The following is a 16266-nucleotide window of genomic DNA, read 5'->3' as shown; positions in this document are numbered from 1 at the left end:
TCTAAAAAAGCCTCAGGCCTTCATCTTCACCATCAGATGTTCATCGTGCAGGATACCATTTTTAATGATCGCGTTTCTTTTGATGGCCTCCTGATGGAATCCGCTCTTCAGTAAAACTTTTTTGGAAGCTTCATTGTACGCAAAAACACCTGCATAAACACGGAGAAAACCCAATGCTTCAAATGCGTAATTTGTTACCAATGATACTGCTTCAGTCATGATACCTTTACCAAAGTAGGGTGCTCCCAGCCAGTAGCCGATCTCTGCAGAGTGGCGGTAAATATCCTGTTGCGGTGTAAGTGTTATCACACCGGCAATCCTTTCATAAAGGTAGATGCCCCAGACATGCTGGTTCAGTTTGTCTTGCCGGATGAGTTCAAAGAATACCTCTGCATCCTGCAATGAATAGGGAGAAGGGAAGCTGTCGCGGAGATTCCCTGCAATGGCCGGGTCGTTGGCGAGTGCTGCCATTTCTTTCAGATCCTGTTGCCCGATTGCTTTCAGGCTGATATCGTTCTTCCCTTTTAGTGTTGCGATGGATTGCATGCGGCAAAAGTACTTCATCACCCGAAAAATTACAATTACTACTGCCGGTTCCCAAAAACAACCACTGGTAGCGCGATTCCAACCAGGAGTGGCGGCTGTTTTGCTGCAAATGGTGGATTACACCGGTATCTTTGAACTGTTGAAATCAAATCAAAAACAGCATCTATGGATCCAAAGTTGATAGGCAGCAAAATTGCCAAAGCACGCAAAGAAACCAATATGTCGCAGGCGCAACTGGCTCAACAGCTTTTCATAAGTCCGCAGGCTGTGGGCAAATGGGAGCGGGGGGAGTCTATTCCCGATATCATTACTTTTAACAGGCTGGCTGAAATACTGGGCGTTGATCTCAACTATTTTTCAGTCAATTTTCCGTCGGCAGTAACCGGAGAGCCGTCTGTTCCTCAAATGGCTGACATCCCATCTGCGAATCCGGAGTCAAAGCTTAACTGGAATATGTCCAATGGAAACTGGGTGGACGCAGACTTTTCCGGATTGAAAGGGCTGCACGAAAAATTCAGTTCTTCCAATATGCAGCGATGCAAATTCATCGGGTCCGATTTATCCGGATTGCTGCTGAAAAGCAATATGATCGTCAGCTGCGATTTTACCGGATCCGTTATCAGCAATAGCCAGATTCAGCGCTCTCATTTCTCCAACAATGTGTTTAAAGATTGCATCCTCAGGGAGACCAGCTTTTCCGGAAGCTACATTGCAGGCTGTGACTTTTCCGGAGCAGATCTAACCGGCGCCAATTTCAAATCGAGCGGACTGCAGAAAGGCATATTCGTAAATGCGTTATTGAAAAGTACGGTGTTCAATAGCACCAATTTAGATGAGATCGTTTTCGATGGCACTATCCAGGATTGTTCCTTCGATAATTGCAGTTTTTCCAAAGTGACCTTTCAGAACTCGATGCTCATCAATACATTCTTCAAATGCAGAACACTCAAGCATCTCAGGTTTGCCGACTGCCACGCAGACAGAATAACCTATGAGTTTCTGAAAAGCGGCAAAGCAGATCTGAGTGGAATTACATTGCTCAACTCTTAACGATGAATTTATGTTGCAAAATGAAATTGCTATTTCAGTAGAAGGACTGAAGAAGTCGTACAAACGTGTATCCGTATTGAATGGGGTTGACTTCCACGTAAAGAAAGGCAGTGTTTTTGCGCTGCTCGGTTCGAACGGGGCGGGCAAAACCACTATCATCAGAATCCTTTCCACATTGCTGAAACAGGATAGCGGAAATGTAATGGTGAACGGATTCGATGTAGTGGCAGAGCCGGTAAAAGTGCGCCGATCGATCAGTTTAACCGGACAATTTGCTGCAATCGACGAAGTGCTGACTGGTCGTGAAAATCTGGTAATGATCGCCAGACTCCGCCATCTCAGCAATCCACAACAGATTGCAGCAGATCTGCTCGATCGGTTTGGATTAACAGGTGGCGCCGATCGGAAAACAGCTACCTATTCCGGAGGAATGCGACGCAGGCTCGATATTGCCATGAGCCTGGTAGGGAATGCAGAACTTGTTTTTCTCGACGAACCAACTACCGGCCTCGATCCGGAAGCACGCATCGAGGTCTGGAAAATCATCAAAGAATTAGCTGCAGCCGGCACCACTGTTTTCTTAACAACACAGTATCTGGATGAAGCCGAACAGCTTGCCGACAATATTGCTATCCTGCATCAGGGTAAGATTATTGTAAACGGCACATTGGCGGATCTCAAAAAGAAATATCCGCCTGCAAAAATTGAATACATTGAAAAACAACCGACGCTGGAAGATATCTTTCTCGCCATCGTTGGTAAAAAGGAGGTTGTATAATGGAAGCGGTAAAAAACTATTATTTCGCAGACATGCGGGTGATGCTTGGCCGATCTATGCGTCATGTTTTGCGCAGCATGGATACTATTATCACTGTAACCATCATGCCCGTTGCAATGATGCTGTTATTTGTGTATGTACTTGGAGGCGCCATTCAATCAGGCTCTGACAACTACGTAAATTATCTGTTGCCTGGCATACTGCTGATTGCCATTGCCAACAGCATCGGTTACACTTCGTACCGGTTGTTCAATGATGTGCAGCGTGGAATATTCGAACGATTCAATTCGATGCCTGTTTCGCGTTCCGCGGCGCTTTGGGGGCATGTGCTCACATCGCTGGTATCCAATGCCATCTCGCTTACGGTGATTGTTCTCGTTGCACTCATCATGGGTTTTCGATCACATGCCGGTATTTTGCAGTGGTTGGCCGTTGCAGGATTGCTTGCGCTGGTTACCCTTACACTCACCTGGATTGCAGCAATAGCAGGCCTCTCCGCAAAATCTGTAGATGGTGCAACTGCCATCGCTTATCCGATCCACCTGCTACCGTTGATCAGCTCCGCATTTGTTCCTACCAGTTCCATGCCGAAGGGTGTTCGTGCATTTGCAGAAAATCAACCAATGACTTCCATCGTGGAAACCATTCGGGCATTGCTGTTCAATCAGCCTGTTGGTAATGCCATCTGGATTGCCATTGCCTGGTGTGCCGGATTGATGATCGTAGCTTATCTGTTTGCCATGAGAGCATACAGAAAACACGTGTAACGTTGTGTTGGAGAAATTGTCCGCTTGTTTGTTTTTCTTATTGATGCAGCATGAAATTATGCAGGTTGCGGCTATCATTAAAACAGCAGAAATTATACATTTGTATCAATAAAATGATATGTAGATATGGTGAATCTGGAATGGTATCGCACTTTCAAAGCGATTTATAAAACCGGAACGCTGACAGGAGCCGCGGAAGATCTTTTTATTTCACAGCCGGGCGTGAGCCTGCATCTCAACTCACTGGAAGCCTATGTTGGCTATAAACTGTTCGACAGAACAGCCCGCAAAATGATACCTACCGAACGCGGGAAAGTATTGTTCAACGCTGTTGCCGATTCGTTATCGAAACTCGAGGAAGTAGAGACGAATTTTCAGAAGTCGATCGAAAACCATACACCCACCATCGGTGTGGGCATGTGTTTCGAAACTTTCCAGATGACGCTGGAGCAGTATGTGGCTTCACTTCCTTTCAATCTCATTCTTTCAGTTGGAGATTATCCCGAAATGCTCGATCAGCTCGATAAAGGAATTTTGGATATCATCATAACAGCCAAAAAAGGAACCTCTTCCAATATCGACTATGAAGAATTTGCATCAGAGAATATTGTACTCGTAGGAGGTAGGGAAGTAGATATATCTGCGTTCAAACAAGTGCGGAAAACGAAAGATAAGAACAAGCTGGAGCAATGGCTCAAGCAGCAAAAATGGTACGGCACTACCGGCGACATGGAACACCTTCTGCGTTTCTGGAGCATGAACTTCGACAAGAAGCCAGATTTCAGACCGAACTATATTGTGCCTAATGTGAGTTCCATAGTGCGTTGTCTTAGTGGTGGGAAAGGGGTTGCTGTGCTTCCTGATTTCCTTTGTGCCAATGAAATCAAAAGCGGAGAAGTGCAACTGATCTGGGAGGGAGACAAGAAACTGAAGAATATTCTTTACTTCGGAACCCGAAAGAATGGCATGCATCAGAAAGAGATCGAACATATCAAACGATTATTCAGAAAGGTGATGGGGAAGAAGTAATGCAGAACACATCACCCTATTTGATTGTATATTGCGGCCTCAAGCGTTTTCATGTACACAAGAGAAGAGATCTCCAAAATAAAACAGGCCTTCTGGACGGCCTTTGGCAGATATATGCAGCCTGTGATGTCTGCTGAAGGATTGCCTGTAAACTGGATCAACTACAGAACCGGTGTGAATGGTATCCATTTCAAAATGGATGCAGAACGTGAATATGCGGAGATCATGATCTCCCTCTCCAATAAACGTGAACTGCTTCTATCTCACTACGATCAGCTGCTTCAGCTGAAAGCTATACTGGAAGAGACTTTGGGCGAAGATGACTGGATCTGGCAACGGCCGGATGCCGATGAGCATGGCAAACAAACCATTACCATCAGTAAAGGAATCGCAGATGTGAACGTGCTGAGAGAATCCGACTGGCCCGCGATCATATCTTTTCTGAAGCCCCGTCTGATTGCGCTGGATGAATTCTGGAGTATGGTGAAACCTTCGTTCGAAGTGCTCTGAGTATTTATTTCTCCCAGTAATTTGCTTCAATATTTTTCATGATCCCTGTATATGATTTCAGGAATGCCGGTTGTGTATAGGGCAGGAACTGATCGTGCGTTGTGTGGAAACCCATGTAGAAAAGCCAGAAGCCCGGTGCGAGATAGGGTACGGCAGCCAGTTCGGCCTCACTGATGGTGTGTTGTTCGCGATAGCCTTCGAGGAAAGTTGCGTAGGATTGCATGGCAGCCTCTTTACTCATTCTGCCTGTGTATGCATCCAATACCAGATGCTGCCAGAAGCTCATGATGTCGTTCACCAGCCAGCCAAAACCCATAAAATCGAAATCAAAAAAAGTAACGGCATTGCCATCGAAGTGAAAATTCTTCGGCAGGAAATCGAAATGGCAATAACCCTGGGTGAATGAAGCAGCGTTTAAATCCTGCAGTTTTTGTGCTGCCTTAGACGTTGCTTCCTGCAGCCATGCATAACCTTCAGGATCTTCTGCGAAACCGGGTTTCAGCTGTTCAAGCGGTTTGAAGAACATCGTATCCAGATCGAAATTCCATCTCGCTCCGCCAGGCTTCATTGATGCAGATACTTTGTGAAAGCGTGCCATTTCAATACCGAGATTGCGAAGCTGCTGCTGGCTTAGCATCCTTTCTGAACGTCCGGGTGCATAGCTGAAAAGCACGGCATGTCTTTCGCCTTCGATGGCATCGAGCGACTGAATGTATTGTGCAGATTGGTTGGCTATGGGATAAGAAACCGATACGTCTGCTTCCTTCAATTTCAGCAATAACTCCACTTCTTCTTTTATCTGTGCAAGGCTTCTGTGAGATGACCTGTAAATGCGCAGAATGAATTGCCCGGACGCCGATTCGATGAGATAAGTGTCTCCCACGCCACGTACCAGTAGTTTGCACCGAACTGGTCCGGTTGCGTATTTGGATGAAATCCAGCCGGAGAGGGCTTCTGCGGAAAGGGTGGAATAAGTGGCGGGGAAGCACGGTTTCATGCGATGAAGATACAAAAATGAAAAACAGATAAAAATATTTGCGTAGTTAAATGGCTACGCTTATATTTGTAGTCAAATAGCTACGCAATGAAAATCAGAAGAGACGTTTTCCAGGCCATCGCAGATCCCACAAGGAGGGCAATACTGGTATTGGTTGCCACGCAATCGATGACAGCCGGCGCCATCGCATCGAATTTCGATACGGCACGGCCAACTGTTTCAAAGCATCTTCAGATATTGACCGAATGCGAACTGCTGGAGCAGGAGCAGAATGGAAGGGAGATCTATTATCACCTCAATCCGCAGAAGATAAAGGAGATCTCGGATTTTATCGAGCCATTTCGCAAACTGTGGGACGAGCGTTTCAATAAGCTCGAAGCCATCATGAAAAACTATAAACCCAAAAAATAATCCAATATGGAACTTAAAACAAAGATCCACGCTGAAGAAGGCACACAGGATCTCACCATTACCAGAGAATTTGAATTGCCGGTTGAGCTGCTGTTCAAAGCGCATACCGAACCAGAAATTGTTGAGCAATGGATGGGAACCAAAGTAATGAAACTGGAAGCGCAGAAACACGGCGGCTGGCATTTTGTTACCTCCGACAATAAGGGTAACCCTGTGTTTCAGGCCAATGGTGTGTTTCATGAGTTCATAACCAACGAAAAGATCGTCCGCACGTTCGAAATGGAAAATGCTCCCATGGGTGTGCAGCTGGAGTTCTTCGAATTCAAGCCGCTTACAGAAGATACCAGCAAACTGATCATGCACATCGTATATCAGTCTGCCGAAGCAAGAAACATGCAGTTGAAAATGCCATTTGCAAAAGGACTGAACATGGCACACGATCGTCTGCAGGATGTTGTAACCAAACTAAAACAAGCATAACATGAGCAAAAGAAACAAGATCATTTATTGGGTAGCTACCGGATGGCTGGCCCTGGGCATGACGGCAACCGGCATTGTACAACTGTTGCAGGTGAAAGAAGAAGTAGCAAACATGGCCACCATCGGTTATCCGGCCTATTTGTTATGCATCATCGGCGCCTGGAAAATTCTCGGTGTAATTGCCGTGCTCGTTCCTAAATTTCCATTGCTGAAAGAATGGGCTTATGCCGGTTTCTTCTTTGCCATGTCGGGCGCTGTTGCATCGCATATTGCAGTAGGCAATCCGATTGGAAAAATATGGCCTCCGTTGCTGTTGCTGGTGCTGACATTGATCAGCTGGTATTTCAGACCGGCCAGCCGTAAACTTGTTGCTTCAACCAATAAATAAGAATCTATGAATCCGAAAGTTGACGACTATATCGACAAATCAGAGAAATGGCAATCCGCATTTGAAAAGTTAAGAGCCATTCTGCTCGATTGCAATTTGAATGAAACGCTCAAATGGGGTACTCCCTGTTATGAGTATCGCGATACCAATCTGGCGCTCATTCACGGATTCAAAGATTACTGTGCACTGTTATTTTTCAAAGGCGCTTTGCTGAGCGATCCTGAGAGTGTTCTGATTCAGCAATCGAAGAATGTGCAGGCGCAGCGCCAGATCAGGTTCACCAGTGCTAAGCAGGTTGCTCAGATGGAAGCTGTGATCAAGTCTTATATCTACGAAGCCATCGAAGTAGAGAAAGCCGGCTTGCAGGTGACTTTCAAGAAAACCGGGGAATTTGAAATGGCCGAAGAATTCGCAGCCAGACTGAAAAAGAACAAGGCACTCAAAACTGCTTTTGAAGCGCTCACTCCCGGCAGACAAAGGGGATATCTGCTTCATTTTTCCTCAGCCAAACAAAGCAAAACGCGGGAATCGAGAATAGAGAAATCTATCCCGCAGATACTTAAAGGAAAGGGATTGGACGATTGAGCTCATGTATGGGTGAATAATACTTGTTCACATATAGTTTTGAAACAATAAACCCCCAACACTAAGTCGGGGGTCTGTTTCACCATTCACTGTTTAGACGCCTATGTAACTAGAACTTATCGAACCAAAGTTTAACATCAACACGGTCTCCGCCGATTGCGGCAGAAGCTGCGTTATAGCTTTTTCTGTTGAGGTTTTGCTCGCTCACCGGATAGGTGTAGCGGGTAGGGAATGGAGTTAATGCAGTAGGCGGCGCTACGAGAGCCGGATAATCGAGCCTTCTGAATTCAGTCCATGCATCGAAACCTCTTTCAAATAATGCGATCCATTTTTGTGTACCGATCTTCTGTTTGTAAGTGCCGGTTGCTGATGAATATTTCACGGCAGCATTGGCCAGGTAAGTGTTTGCATCGGCCTGTGATCCACCCCAGAAAAGGATAGAAGCTGTAATGGCTTTGTCGTAATGTTCAGCGGCAGTGCCGGAAACATTGAAACCTCTTTCAACCGCTTCTGCCAGTAAGAATTCCACTTCTGCATAATCCATGAACCATGTTGGATAATCCGGCACCGTGATGGCTGGTGCAAAATGCGAGTAGTTTGCATAAGTGTTGTTTTCTCCAATTACGCCACCACTGTAATTGTTGCTTGCATCCTTTGTGAAATACAAAGGAAGCCTTGGATCAGACAGTGAGTTCATCTTGTTTACGAGTGTGCTCGCGGGAACGAAGTCGTTTCTTCCGCTTTGCACCAGGTTTACCCATACGGGGTTTGTGTTGGGCGTAGTAGAAAGAAATTTGAACATGGCGTTATCGCTGTTCGAAGTGAACGCGCCTGCTGCACCCTGCTCTACAGCTGCTTTTGCGGCGTTGGCATCATAATCGGCCATCATCATGCCCATCTTTATTTTGAATGAGTTGGCAAACTTTTTCCATTTGGCAACATCACCTTTGTACAGCAGATCTGCACTGCCGAAGCTGGCAGCTGAAGTATTCAGGTTGTTAATAGCGGTGTTCAGTCTTGCAAGCAGGTTGGCGTATACACCAGCTGCGTCGTCGTAAGCTGGCTGCACATTATCGAGCTTCAATGCATCGGTATAGGGGATATTTCCGAACGCACTCACTATGTAATGGTAAGTGAGCACCTGCATGATCTCAACAATAGCTATTTGATTCTTTCTCACTTCCGCATCAGACACATCGTTCGGTATGAGTTTCCTGGATTCTTCCAGATTCTTCAATACATCCCGATACATATTGTGCCACCAGGCCTGTGGAAGATTGTTGGTGCCGAGATCGTAATTGGATTCTGTATTATAAGTGGTCTGTGCCCATTGTTGTGCTATTAGTCGCCATAAATTGGTGAACACACTGGGAGATGCGTGGTTGTTGGCGAAGTTTAACTGTGCATTGGAGAACAGTGTATAGGAGGGTACTTCCTCTGCGGCTTTGGGGTTCCTGTTGAGACTGGTAAGGTCTTTAGTACAGGAAGAAACTGCCAGCGCAGACCCTATGAAAAATATGCCTATTTTTTTCATAAAGAATTTTTAGTGTTGATTAGAACTTCATTTTTACATTGAAGGTGATGGTTCTTTGAGCCGGATAACCATTACCCTGATATCCCTGGATGTTTCCTGCTCCGTAGTTCTCTTCAGGGTCGGAGTATGGCAGGTTCTTGTGCATGATCCAGAGATTCCTTCCTACCAGTGCAAAGTCAAGTGCTTTGAAAGGTTTGAGTTTGGCTACGATGCTTTTAGGCATGCTGTAAGAGAAAGATACTTCTCTCAGTTTTACGTAGCTGGCATCGTATACGAATGCGGCTGTAGGAGCTGCATTGTATCCGAATGCGTTTGAGTTCAGTGCACTTACACGTTTAGTGTTAGGCTTTCCGTCTGCTGTTACACCGGGTCTGATGAAGCCACCGCCCTCTGCAAGAGTGTTGCGAACAGGTTTGCCCTGATCGTTGAGGCCTGCAGTTTCAGGATACAATCCTGATGACATTCCGTATGCCTGATCGAGAGAATACACATCGCCACCCTGTCTGATATCGATGAGGAAGCTGAATGAGAAATTCTGGTAACGGAATGAGTTGGAGATACCGCCGATCCAGTTTGGATTGGCATTTCCGATGATATGATTGCTGCTTTCAGTTTGCAGATAACGTCCGCTTGCATCTACCATGCGCATAGCAGGGTCTCTTTTCAATCCTTCAGGATCGCCATAGTACACATAATCTTTTCCTTTGATCACGCCATAAGGCTGACCCAGTGCAACGTTGATAGTTGCCTGCTGCATGTTTCCGAGCGTATGGTTTTCGATTTCGTTGCCCGATGGATCTCTGTAAAGCGTTACCACTTTATTCCGGTTCTGGCTCCAGTTGAGCGCAATGTTCCAGGAGAAATTGCTGGTCTTAACCGGTGTGCCGAACATAGACAATTCGATACCCTTGTTGTCTACGATACCTGAGTTAAGGAATACAGCGTCGTATCCGGTAGCTCTTGAAATGGTTACAGGAATCACCTGATCGAATGAACGGGCATTATAGTAGGTGACATCGAAGCCCACTCTGCTTTTCAGGAAACTCATTTCCAGACCTGCTTCGTACGATTTGTTTCTTTCCAGTCGGAGGTTAAGGTTGTTGCTGGTACCTGATACACTGAACAATGTTTGTCCCCCGAACGATGCCACGCTTGTGTAAGTGTTGTTCACACTGTATACCGGCGCATCATTACCTACTTCTGCATAACCTGCTCTCAGTTTACCGTAAGAAAGCCAGTTGACCGATTTCATCAGATTGGAGAAAATGAAGCCTGTTGAAACGGAAGGATAGTAGTATACGTTGTGTCCCGGAGGAAGCGTAGAAGAAGCATCTCTTCTGATTGTCGCATCCAATGTGAGGAAATCCTGATAACCTACAGTAGCGGAAGCAAAGTAACCGTCTGTTTCTCTTTCCCAATAAGTTTCTGTAGGAGGCACCGGGTTATTCTTGGAATTGTTCAGGGTGTATAAGCGGGGAACCACCAGCCCTCCGTTGGTTTGGGCGAAGATGGATGAGAATTTCTCTGTTCGGATATTGGTCCCTGCCAGTGCTTTGATGTTGATATCGTTGGTGATGTTCTTGTCGAAAGAGAGCATCAGATCGTAGTTCATTTCTCTTCTGAAACGGTTGTTGCGGCGATAGTTGGCAACACCGCTGCTTCCGATGGCTCTTCTTTCTTCCTGAATTTCATCGTAGGTGTCGGTAGAAATGCGGCCCATTACATTCAGCCAGTCGGTGATCTTGTAATTGAGTGATGCATTGCCGAAGTACCTGTTTCTCGAATCCACCTCATAGTTCTCGTATACAGCGAAGTATGGGTTGTTCACGTAGATGGCTCTCAGATCGTTGGGATCAGCCCAGTTCCAGGTGATGTTCTTTCTGTTTCTGAAGTAAGCATCTTTCAGTTCGAGCAGGTCTACGTTTGTTTGCCAGTATGTGCGGAAGTTGGTTACCTGGTTGTCGGCCTGTGAGTAACCGGTTCCATATCTGCCTCTGCCGTTAACCTTGTTATAGTTCAGGTTGAACGATGCAGTGAGTTTATCAGTAACGTTGTAAGTAGCGCCGAAGTTAACGAGGTCTTTGGTGATCTTGCTGTTTGGCAGAATACCTTTATCGTCGTTACGGGTATAGCCCATTTTGAATGTGCCTTTGTCGCTGCCTCCTTCGAGGAAAACGCTGTTGTTGAAGTTAACAGGGCTTTCGAAGAATGCGATGGGGCCGTTCTTGGCAGCGAGCCAGGGTTTTGCTTTTTTGTAGTTGGGAGAAGCAGGGTCGAATGCATCCCACTGATACACCATCAGGTCTTTGTTGAAAGCTGCTCCGAATGAAGCGTCTTCACTGGTGGGTGTAACCAGATCTTTAATGCCGTCACCGTTTACATCTCTGTAGAAGAAGTATCCGCTGGGGTCTTCATAGTAGCCTGCGCCATAACCAGCTCCATATTCGTTCTGGTATTTGGGGAAAGTGCTTTTGTCGATAGAGACGCCGGTGATGCTGCTGTTTACTGTGATACCGAGGCCTCTTGTTGGTTTTTTGGTAGTGATCATCACCACTCCATTGAAACCTCTCGATCCGTAAAGGGCAGAAGCTGCAGGTCCTTTCAGGATGGTAACAGACTCGATGTCGTCGGGGTTGATATCTGCGGCTGCATTACCATAATCGTATCCACCGGTACCGTTACGCTGACCACCGGATGCCAATGAAGTGTTGTCGTAAGGAACTCCATCCACCACAAACAGCGCCTGGTTGTTGCCGGTAACAGTTTTGTTGCCACGAAGTACCACGTTGGTAGATCCGCCGAGTGTATTGCTCTGTCTGATTTCCAGACCAGCTGCACGGCCGGAGAGGTTGCTCAGGAAGTTGGATGATCTCGATCTGGAGAGATCTTCACCTGCTACAACCTGTGCCGCATATGGCAGTTTGTTTTTGCTTCTTTTTATACCCAGTGCGGAGTTTACAACAACTTCCTGCAATTCATTTGGGTTTCTGGTTAATGCCAGTTCAAGAAATTTGGTACCGCTTACAGGATACTCTTTGGCAGTGAAACCCTGAGAAGATACCAGCAGTGTGGCTTCTGCTTCACCGATCTCGATGGTGAAATAGCCGGTGGCATCCGCGGAGACGCCCGTTGGTTTGCCTTTTACCTTTACAGATGCGAAAGGAACAGGATCTCCCTTCTCATCTTTTACCTGGCCTGATACTTTTTTTGCCTGGCCAAAGGCTACCGTGACGGATAGCAAGAATACCGTCATAAGAGAAGCAATCGTTCTCATACAGTGTTTGGTTTTTAGTTTTTAAGTTAATCCGTGTTTGTTGCCGTTTACAAGGCAGCAGAGGCCTCGTACCAGTTTAATGTTGAACGGTAATTTTTGTGAGGGCTCATATGACTATAGCAATAAATTGCCTGGACGCTGTTTTGCACATGCATCCTGTTGCTGAACTTTACTGTTAGCACAAGTCAATCCCTGCCTGCATGCAACGTATGCTTCAGGTTTGCGCCGATGTTATTTAAATTATATGTTGATGATTGGCTGCTGCAATTGAAAAACGAACAAACGGTGTTGGGTACACGCTTTTCGTTGATGTGTATTCAGTCAGTTTTGTTTCAACAAATCTAGGTTCAGAAGAAAAAAATCATAGCACGGTTTTTAACCTAATCTGATACGATTCTAATGAATTTTAACTTTTCTGTTGAACGATGAATTGTTACTGTTAATATTTGCATATCCCTGATGCAGTCTGTACATATAACCGTGTATCGCATACAGTCTGAACCTGGTATGCATTAGTTTGCATATTGATGAAATGCAGATGGAGTGCGCGTAACAGCCGTTCATTACCGTCTTCTGCAAATATGCAGTTACCGAAGGTTAATATATGGTTAGTTGATATTGCTGCAATAAAAAGGCGGCCACCCGGACCGCCTGAATAATTTGCTGAAGTATGTATCGGTTTATTACAACGAAATCTCTTCTCCCAGTGCAGGAAGTACAAACGGAATATTTCTCGCTGCAAATTGCTGCTTCGCTTCTTCGTGGTCTACTTTAATAGGAGGGAAGGTATCGAAATGGCAGGCGATCACTTTTTTTGTTTTCAGCATTTTGGCTGCGGCGTATGCTGCCTTTGCTGCGCACATGGTGTAATGACCGCCAACGGGAAGAATGGATACTGCGAGTGGTCCGTAGTATTCGCTGAACCAGTTCATGTCGGCCATAATGCCTGTGTCTCCTGCGAAATAGATATTCTGGTTATTCAGTTGAAAGATATATCCCGCTGCTACACCACCGTAACTTCCATCGGGGAAAGAACTGGTGTGCATCGCCGGCACCATGGATATTTTCAGGTCATCGATTTGAAGCGTTCCGCTAAAGTTAAGATCTACGTAGTTTTTGTGATTGAAGTGATCGCAGATCTCCGGCACACCAATGATGGTGGCCCCGGGATGATGTTCCAGCACTTCTTTCACATCTGCGATATGGTCTCCGTGCGCATGCGTGATAAGCACATAATCGATTCGTTGTGCCGCAATATCGAAGCCGGATGCCGCGCGCTGAATATTATAGAAAGGATCTGTAAGTATGTTCTTGCCATTATAGCTGAAGAGAAAACAGTTCTGTCCCAGGAATTTCGCTTTCATAGTCTTTGTGCTGTTGAATGAAAAATACAGTCGTTAGAAAGCGCAAATGTAACTACCAACGGCACTTTACGGAAAATTATGGGGATTAAGTTTTAAACATCAACCTCCGATTCCACCTGCCTTTTGATTTTCACAAGGGCAGTTCTCCAATAAAACCGAAGGTGTTTGAATATGATGTCGTTCTGGAAATTCCCGATGTGGAGACTGAGCAAAGTTTTACCATCCTGTTGGTGGAGGGTAAAATGCAGAATGCAAAAATTCTCCGGCAGGTGCGGAAGCCGGGATGATGAACTGAGGTGACTGTAACTGAGCTGTTTATCCGGCTCGAAAGCCAGTATGGTTCCGTAATTGACGAACTTACCATGATGGTGGCCGCTGATCTCGATGGGAGTGTTCAGTTCCCAGCTGGTCTGTATGCTGATAGCCATTTCGGGGTCGCCCATCCACCGGATCATCGATTCCGGTACAGTTAATGTGCGCCATACTTTTGCCGGCATTGCATCGATGATTACCTGTTCCGAAATGCTTAGGTTGCTGCTCATCCATGTATTTTTTGAATGCCTGTAAAAATAAAAATCCTAATTTGTCGAAAATTGACCCTGCTACCAAACGGTCTCAATCACCGTAAGCTGCTTCATTTACCCTATACGTTTTGGCCAATTACCAGACATATTCCGATGCCCAGCTGCTTGAATGCCTCCAACACGATGAAGAAAAGGCGTTCACCGAAATTTACAACCGCTACTGGGAGCAGCTGTATCGTTCGGCCTACAGAAAGCTGAATGATAACGGTCCGGCCAAGGAAATAGTTCAGGATGTACTGATGGACATATGGAAACGCCGCTCCGCACTTTCCATCGATCATCTTCCTGCCTACCTCGAAAAAGCCATCCGCTTCAAAACAATCAACTACATCAATCGCAACAAAAGCACCAGTCTGCTCGACGAATTCCAGACCGCTCTCTATTCTCCCTTCGAGGCAGACAATCAGGTGAACATGCGCGATTATCTCAAACTGCTCGATGCCTGGATTGCGGCCCTGCCCGAAAAGCGTCGTCAGATCTTCGTTAAATATTATTTTGAACAGCTCTCTGCCAGAGAGATCGCCATCGAAATGAACCTTAGCCTCAAAACAGTTCAGAACAATATCAGTCTCACCAGTCAACACCTGCGCACCTGGCTCAGCCATCTGATGATGGTAATGATTATGGTGAGCAGTACCACTCATTTAAAATCCTAAAAAAATATTGTCGCTTTTTTCGGGAAACCGCAAAAGTTTATGTGACATCATACTAAACAGCGCTGTGTATGCATGAGAATGATGGAAAATATTTCCAGGAATTGCTGAAAAGATACGAAAGAGGCCAGGCCACCGAAGCGGAGATCCGCTTTGTGGAAGCTTATTTCGATTATCTGGATAAAACGAAGCACAGCGATCCTTTTGCATCGATGAAAGCAGGGGAGAAGGACAATCTGAAAGATGAAATGTATGCAGAACTGCTGCAACAACTCCGGTCTGCAAATGTTGTTGAAATGCTGCCACGCCGCAGGTTTGGCTGGAAATGGCAAGTGGCGGCAGCAGTGCTCCTCATCGCCTGTTCTGTAGTGGGATACCGGTACTTCTTCAAAGCAGATCAGAAAGTGGATGTAACAACAGTGGCATTTTCTGATGATCCCGTTCCACAGCATACAGACCGCGCAATCCTGAAAATGGCAGATGGCAAAGAGATCATGCTCGACAGTGCCCATGGAAAGATAGTTCAGCAAAACGGCCTCAGCATCGATAATGAGAATGGTAAACTGAATTACGATGTAAGCACAAAAGCCCCTGAGCTGCACACGCTCTACACGCCCCGGGGAACGCAGTATGAATTGCAGCTTCCAGACGGAACCCATGTATGGCTCAACACGGCATCGAGCATTACCTATCCTACGGTATTCACCGATGGCAAACGCGAAGTGACCATTACCGGCGAAGCATATTTTGAAGTGGCTAAGAATAAAGAACTGCCGTTCATTGTGAAAGCCAATGATCAGCAGATAGAAGTAACAGGAACACATTTCAATATCAACGCATATTCCGACGAACCGTACCCCGTTACCACATTATTGGAAGGTGGCGTAAAGGTCAGCAGCAACAACAGCATGGTGAAACTGGTACCCGGCGAGCAATCATCAACCGGCAGCAACGGAGAACTGACAGTAAAGAAAGGAATCAATACAGAAGAAGTGATGGCCTGGAAGAACGGATTCTTCCATTTTGAAAGCGCCGATCTTCCCACCATCTTACGCCAGCTTTCCAGGTGGTACGATCTGACTGTTACATATGAAGGACCAGCCCCGAAAGATAAATTCTTTGTGATCATAAAACGCAACAGCACCTTGTCCGCTGTTATCAAAGCCTTGCAGGCCAATGGCAACGTACAGCTTGCAATAGAAGGCAGAAATTTAAAGGTTAAGGCGATAGATTAATCATCCATCCCAACAGCACTCAATCATTAAACCTATCCGGTAAGTCAACAACCGGGCGTAGCACTATGCCCCATTCTGAAC

Annotated in this window: 17 protein-coding genes; 11 read left to right on the top strand and 6 right to left on the bottom strand. The window is 45.9% G+C overall.

Translation table 11 applies throughout. The features are described 5' to 3' along the window. Positions 1-12: 12 nt before the first annotated feature. The gene (locus tag HHL16_RS12470; protein ID WP_169425526.1) at positions 13-564 is read right to left on the bottom strand and encodes a GNAT family N-acetyltransferase; all 552 of its coding nucleotides are present in this window, start codon (positions 562-564) and stop codon (positions 13-15) included. 147 nt (positions 565-711) lie between these two features. On the opposite strand from HHL16_RS12470, the gene HHL16_RS12465 reads away from it, so the two are divergent. The 5 genes from HHL16_RS12465 to HHL16_RS12445 all read left to right on the top strand — a co-directional run bounded on the left by HHL16_RS12465 (position 712) and on the right by HHL16_RS12445 (position 4680). Then, on the top strand, positions 712-1596 hold the full coding sequence (locus HHL16_RS12465; RefSeq protein WP_169425525.1) for a pentapeptide repeat-containing protein: 885 nt from the start codon (positions 712-714) through the stop codon (positions 1594-1596). 10 nt (positions 1597-1606) lie between these two features. After that, the gene (locus HHL16_RS12460) at positions 1607-2374 is read left to right on the top strand and encodes an ABC transporter ATP-binding protein (protein ID WP_169425524.1); all 768 of its coding nucleotides are present in this window, start codon (positions 1607-1609) and stop codon (positions 2372-2374) included. Then, positions 2374-3141 carry an ABC transporter permease gene (locus HHL16_RS12455; RefSeq protein WP_169425523.1) on the top strand — a complete coding sequence of 256 codons (768 nt, stop codon included), beginning with the start codon at positions 2374-2376 and terminating at the stop codon, positions 3139-3141. Before HHL16_RS12460 ends, HHL16_RS12455 begins: the two co-directional genes overlap by 1 nt. A 126-nt stretch (positions 3142-3267) precedes the next feature. Further along, positions 3268-4170 carry a LysR family transcriptional regulator gene (locus HHL16_RS12450; protein WP_169425522.1) on the top strand — a complete coding sequence of 301 codons (903 nt, stop codon included), beginning with the start codon at positions 3268-3270 and terminating at the stop codon, positions 4168-4170. Between the two features lie 51 nt (positions 4171-4221). Beyond that, positions 4222-4680, top strand: coding sequence for a DUF4268 domain-containing protein (locus HHL16_RS12445; protein WP_169425521.1), 459 nt, complete (start codon positions 4222-4224; stop codon positions 4678-4680). A 4-nt stretch (positions 4681-4684) separates the two neighbouring features. Here the strand turns inward: HHL16_RS12445 and HHL16_RS12440 are convergent, their stop codons facing one another. Then, positions 4685-5677, bottom strand: a complete 993-nt coding sequence (locus tag HHL16_RS12440) for a phosphotransferase (protein WP_169425520.1) — start codon at positions 5675-5677, stop codon at positions 4685-4687. Between the two features lie 87 nt (positions 5678-5764). On the opposite strand from HHL16_RS12440, the gene HHL16_RS12435 reads away from it, so the two are divergent. Genes HHL16_RS12435 through HHL16_RS12420 form a run of 4 tightly spaced genes read left to right on the top strand, consistent with a single transcriptional unit; the run spans position 5765 to position 7541 of the window. Beyond that, positions 5765-6088 carry a metalloregulator ArsR/SmtB family transcription factor gene (locus HHL16_RS12435; protein WP_169425519.1) on the top strand — a complete coding sequence of 108 codons (324 nt, stop codon included), beginning with the start codon at positions 5765-5767 and terminating at the stop codon, positions 6086-6088. Between the two features lie 6 nt (positions 6089-6094). Further along, positions 6095-6568, top strand: coding sequence for an SRPBCC domain-containing protein (locus HHL16_RS12430; protein WP_169425518.1), 474 nt, complete (start codon positions 6095-6097; stop codon positions 6566-6568). Position 6569: 1 nt separating this feature from the next. Then, positions 6570-6956, top strand: coding sequence for a DoxX family protein (locus HHL16_RS12425; RefSeq protein ID WP_169425517.1), 387 nt, complete (start codon positions 6570-6572; stop codon positions 6954-6956). A gap of 6 nt (positions 6957-6962) precedes the next feature. Further along, the gene (locus tag HHL16_RS12420) at positions 6963-7541 is read left to right on the top strand and encodes a DUF1801 domain-containing protein (protein WP_169425516.1); all 579 of its coding nucleotides are present in this window, start codon (positions 6963-6965) and stop codon (positions 7539-7541) included. Between the two features lie 109 nt (positions 7542-7650). Here the strand turns inward: HHL16_RS12420 and HHL16_RS12415 are convergent, their stop codons facing one another. The 4 genes from HHL16_RS12415 to HHL16_RS12400 form a co-directional block, all read right to left on the bottom strand. Further along, positions 7651-9075, bottom strand: coding sequence for a SusD/RagB family nutrient-binding outer membrane lipoprotein (locus HHL16_RS12415; RefSeq protein ID WP_169425515.1), 1425 nt, complete (start codon positions 9073-9075; stop codon positions 7651-7653). A 19-nt stretch (positions 9076-9094) separates the two neighbouring features. Beyond that, positions 9095-12349 (bottom strand): SusC/RagA family TonB-linked outer membrane protein, encoded by a 3255-nt coding sequence (locus HHL16_RS12410; RefSeq protein WP_169425514.1) that lies wholly within the window; start codon positions 12347-12349, stop codon positions 9095-9097. 683 nt (positions 12350-13032) lie between these two features. Next, a complete protein-coding gene (locus tag HHL16_RS12405; RefSeq protein ID WP_169425513.1) occupies positions 13033-13713 on the bottom strand; it encodes a metal-dependent hydrolase in 681 nt (226 codons plus the stop codon). A gap of 92 nt (positions 13714-13805) precedes the next feature. Next, on the bottom strand, positions 13806-14255 hold the full coding sequence (locus HHL16_RS12400; protein ID WP_169425512.1) for an SRPBCC domain-containing protein: 450 nt from the start codon (positions 14253-14255) through the stop codon (positions 13806-13808). A 110-nt stretch (positions 14256-14365) separates the two neighbouring features. On the opposite strand from HHL16_RS12400, the gene HHL16_RS12395 reads away from it, so the two are divergent. Together HHL16_RS12395 and HHL16_RS12390 are read left to right on the top strand one after the other, a co-directional pair. Then, entirely contained in the window at positions 14366-14953 is a 588-nt protein-coding gene (locus HHL16_RS12395) for a sigma-70 family RNA polymerase sigma factor (protein ID WP_169425511.1), read from the top strand. 68 nt (positions 14954-15021) lie between these two features. Continuing rightward, positions 15022-16185, top strand: a complete 1164-nt coding sequence (locus tag HHL16_RS12390) for a FecR family protein (RefSeq protein WP_169425510.1) — start codon at positions 15022-15024, stop codon at positions 16183-16185. The last annotated feature ends 81 nt before the right edge of the window (positions 16186-16266 follow it).

Origin of the sequence: Pseudoflavitalea sp. G-6-1-2, from assembly GCF_012927185.1 — a bacterium.
Taxonomy (GTDB): Bacteria; Bacteroidota; Bacteroidia; order Chitinophagales; family Chitinophagaceae; genus Pseudobacter.
The sequence above is the reverse complement of the archived record's forward strand: the minus strand, read 5'-3'. Positions and strand labels throughout refer to the sequence as shown.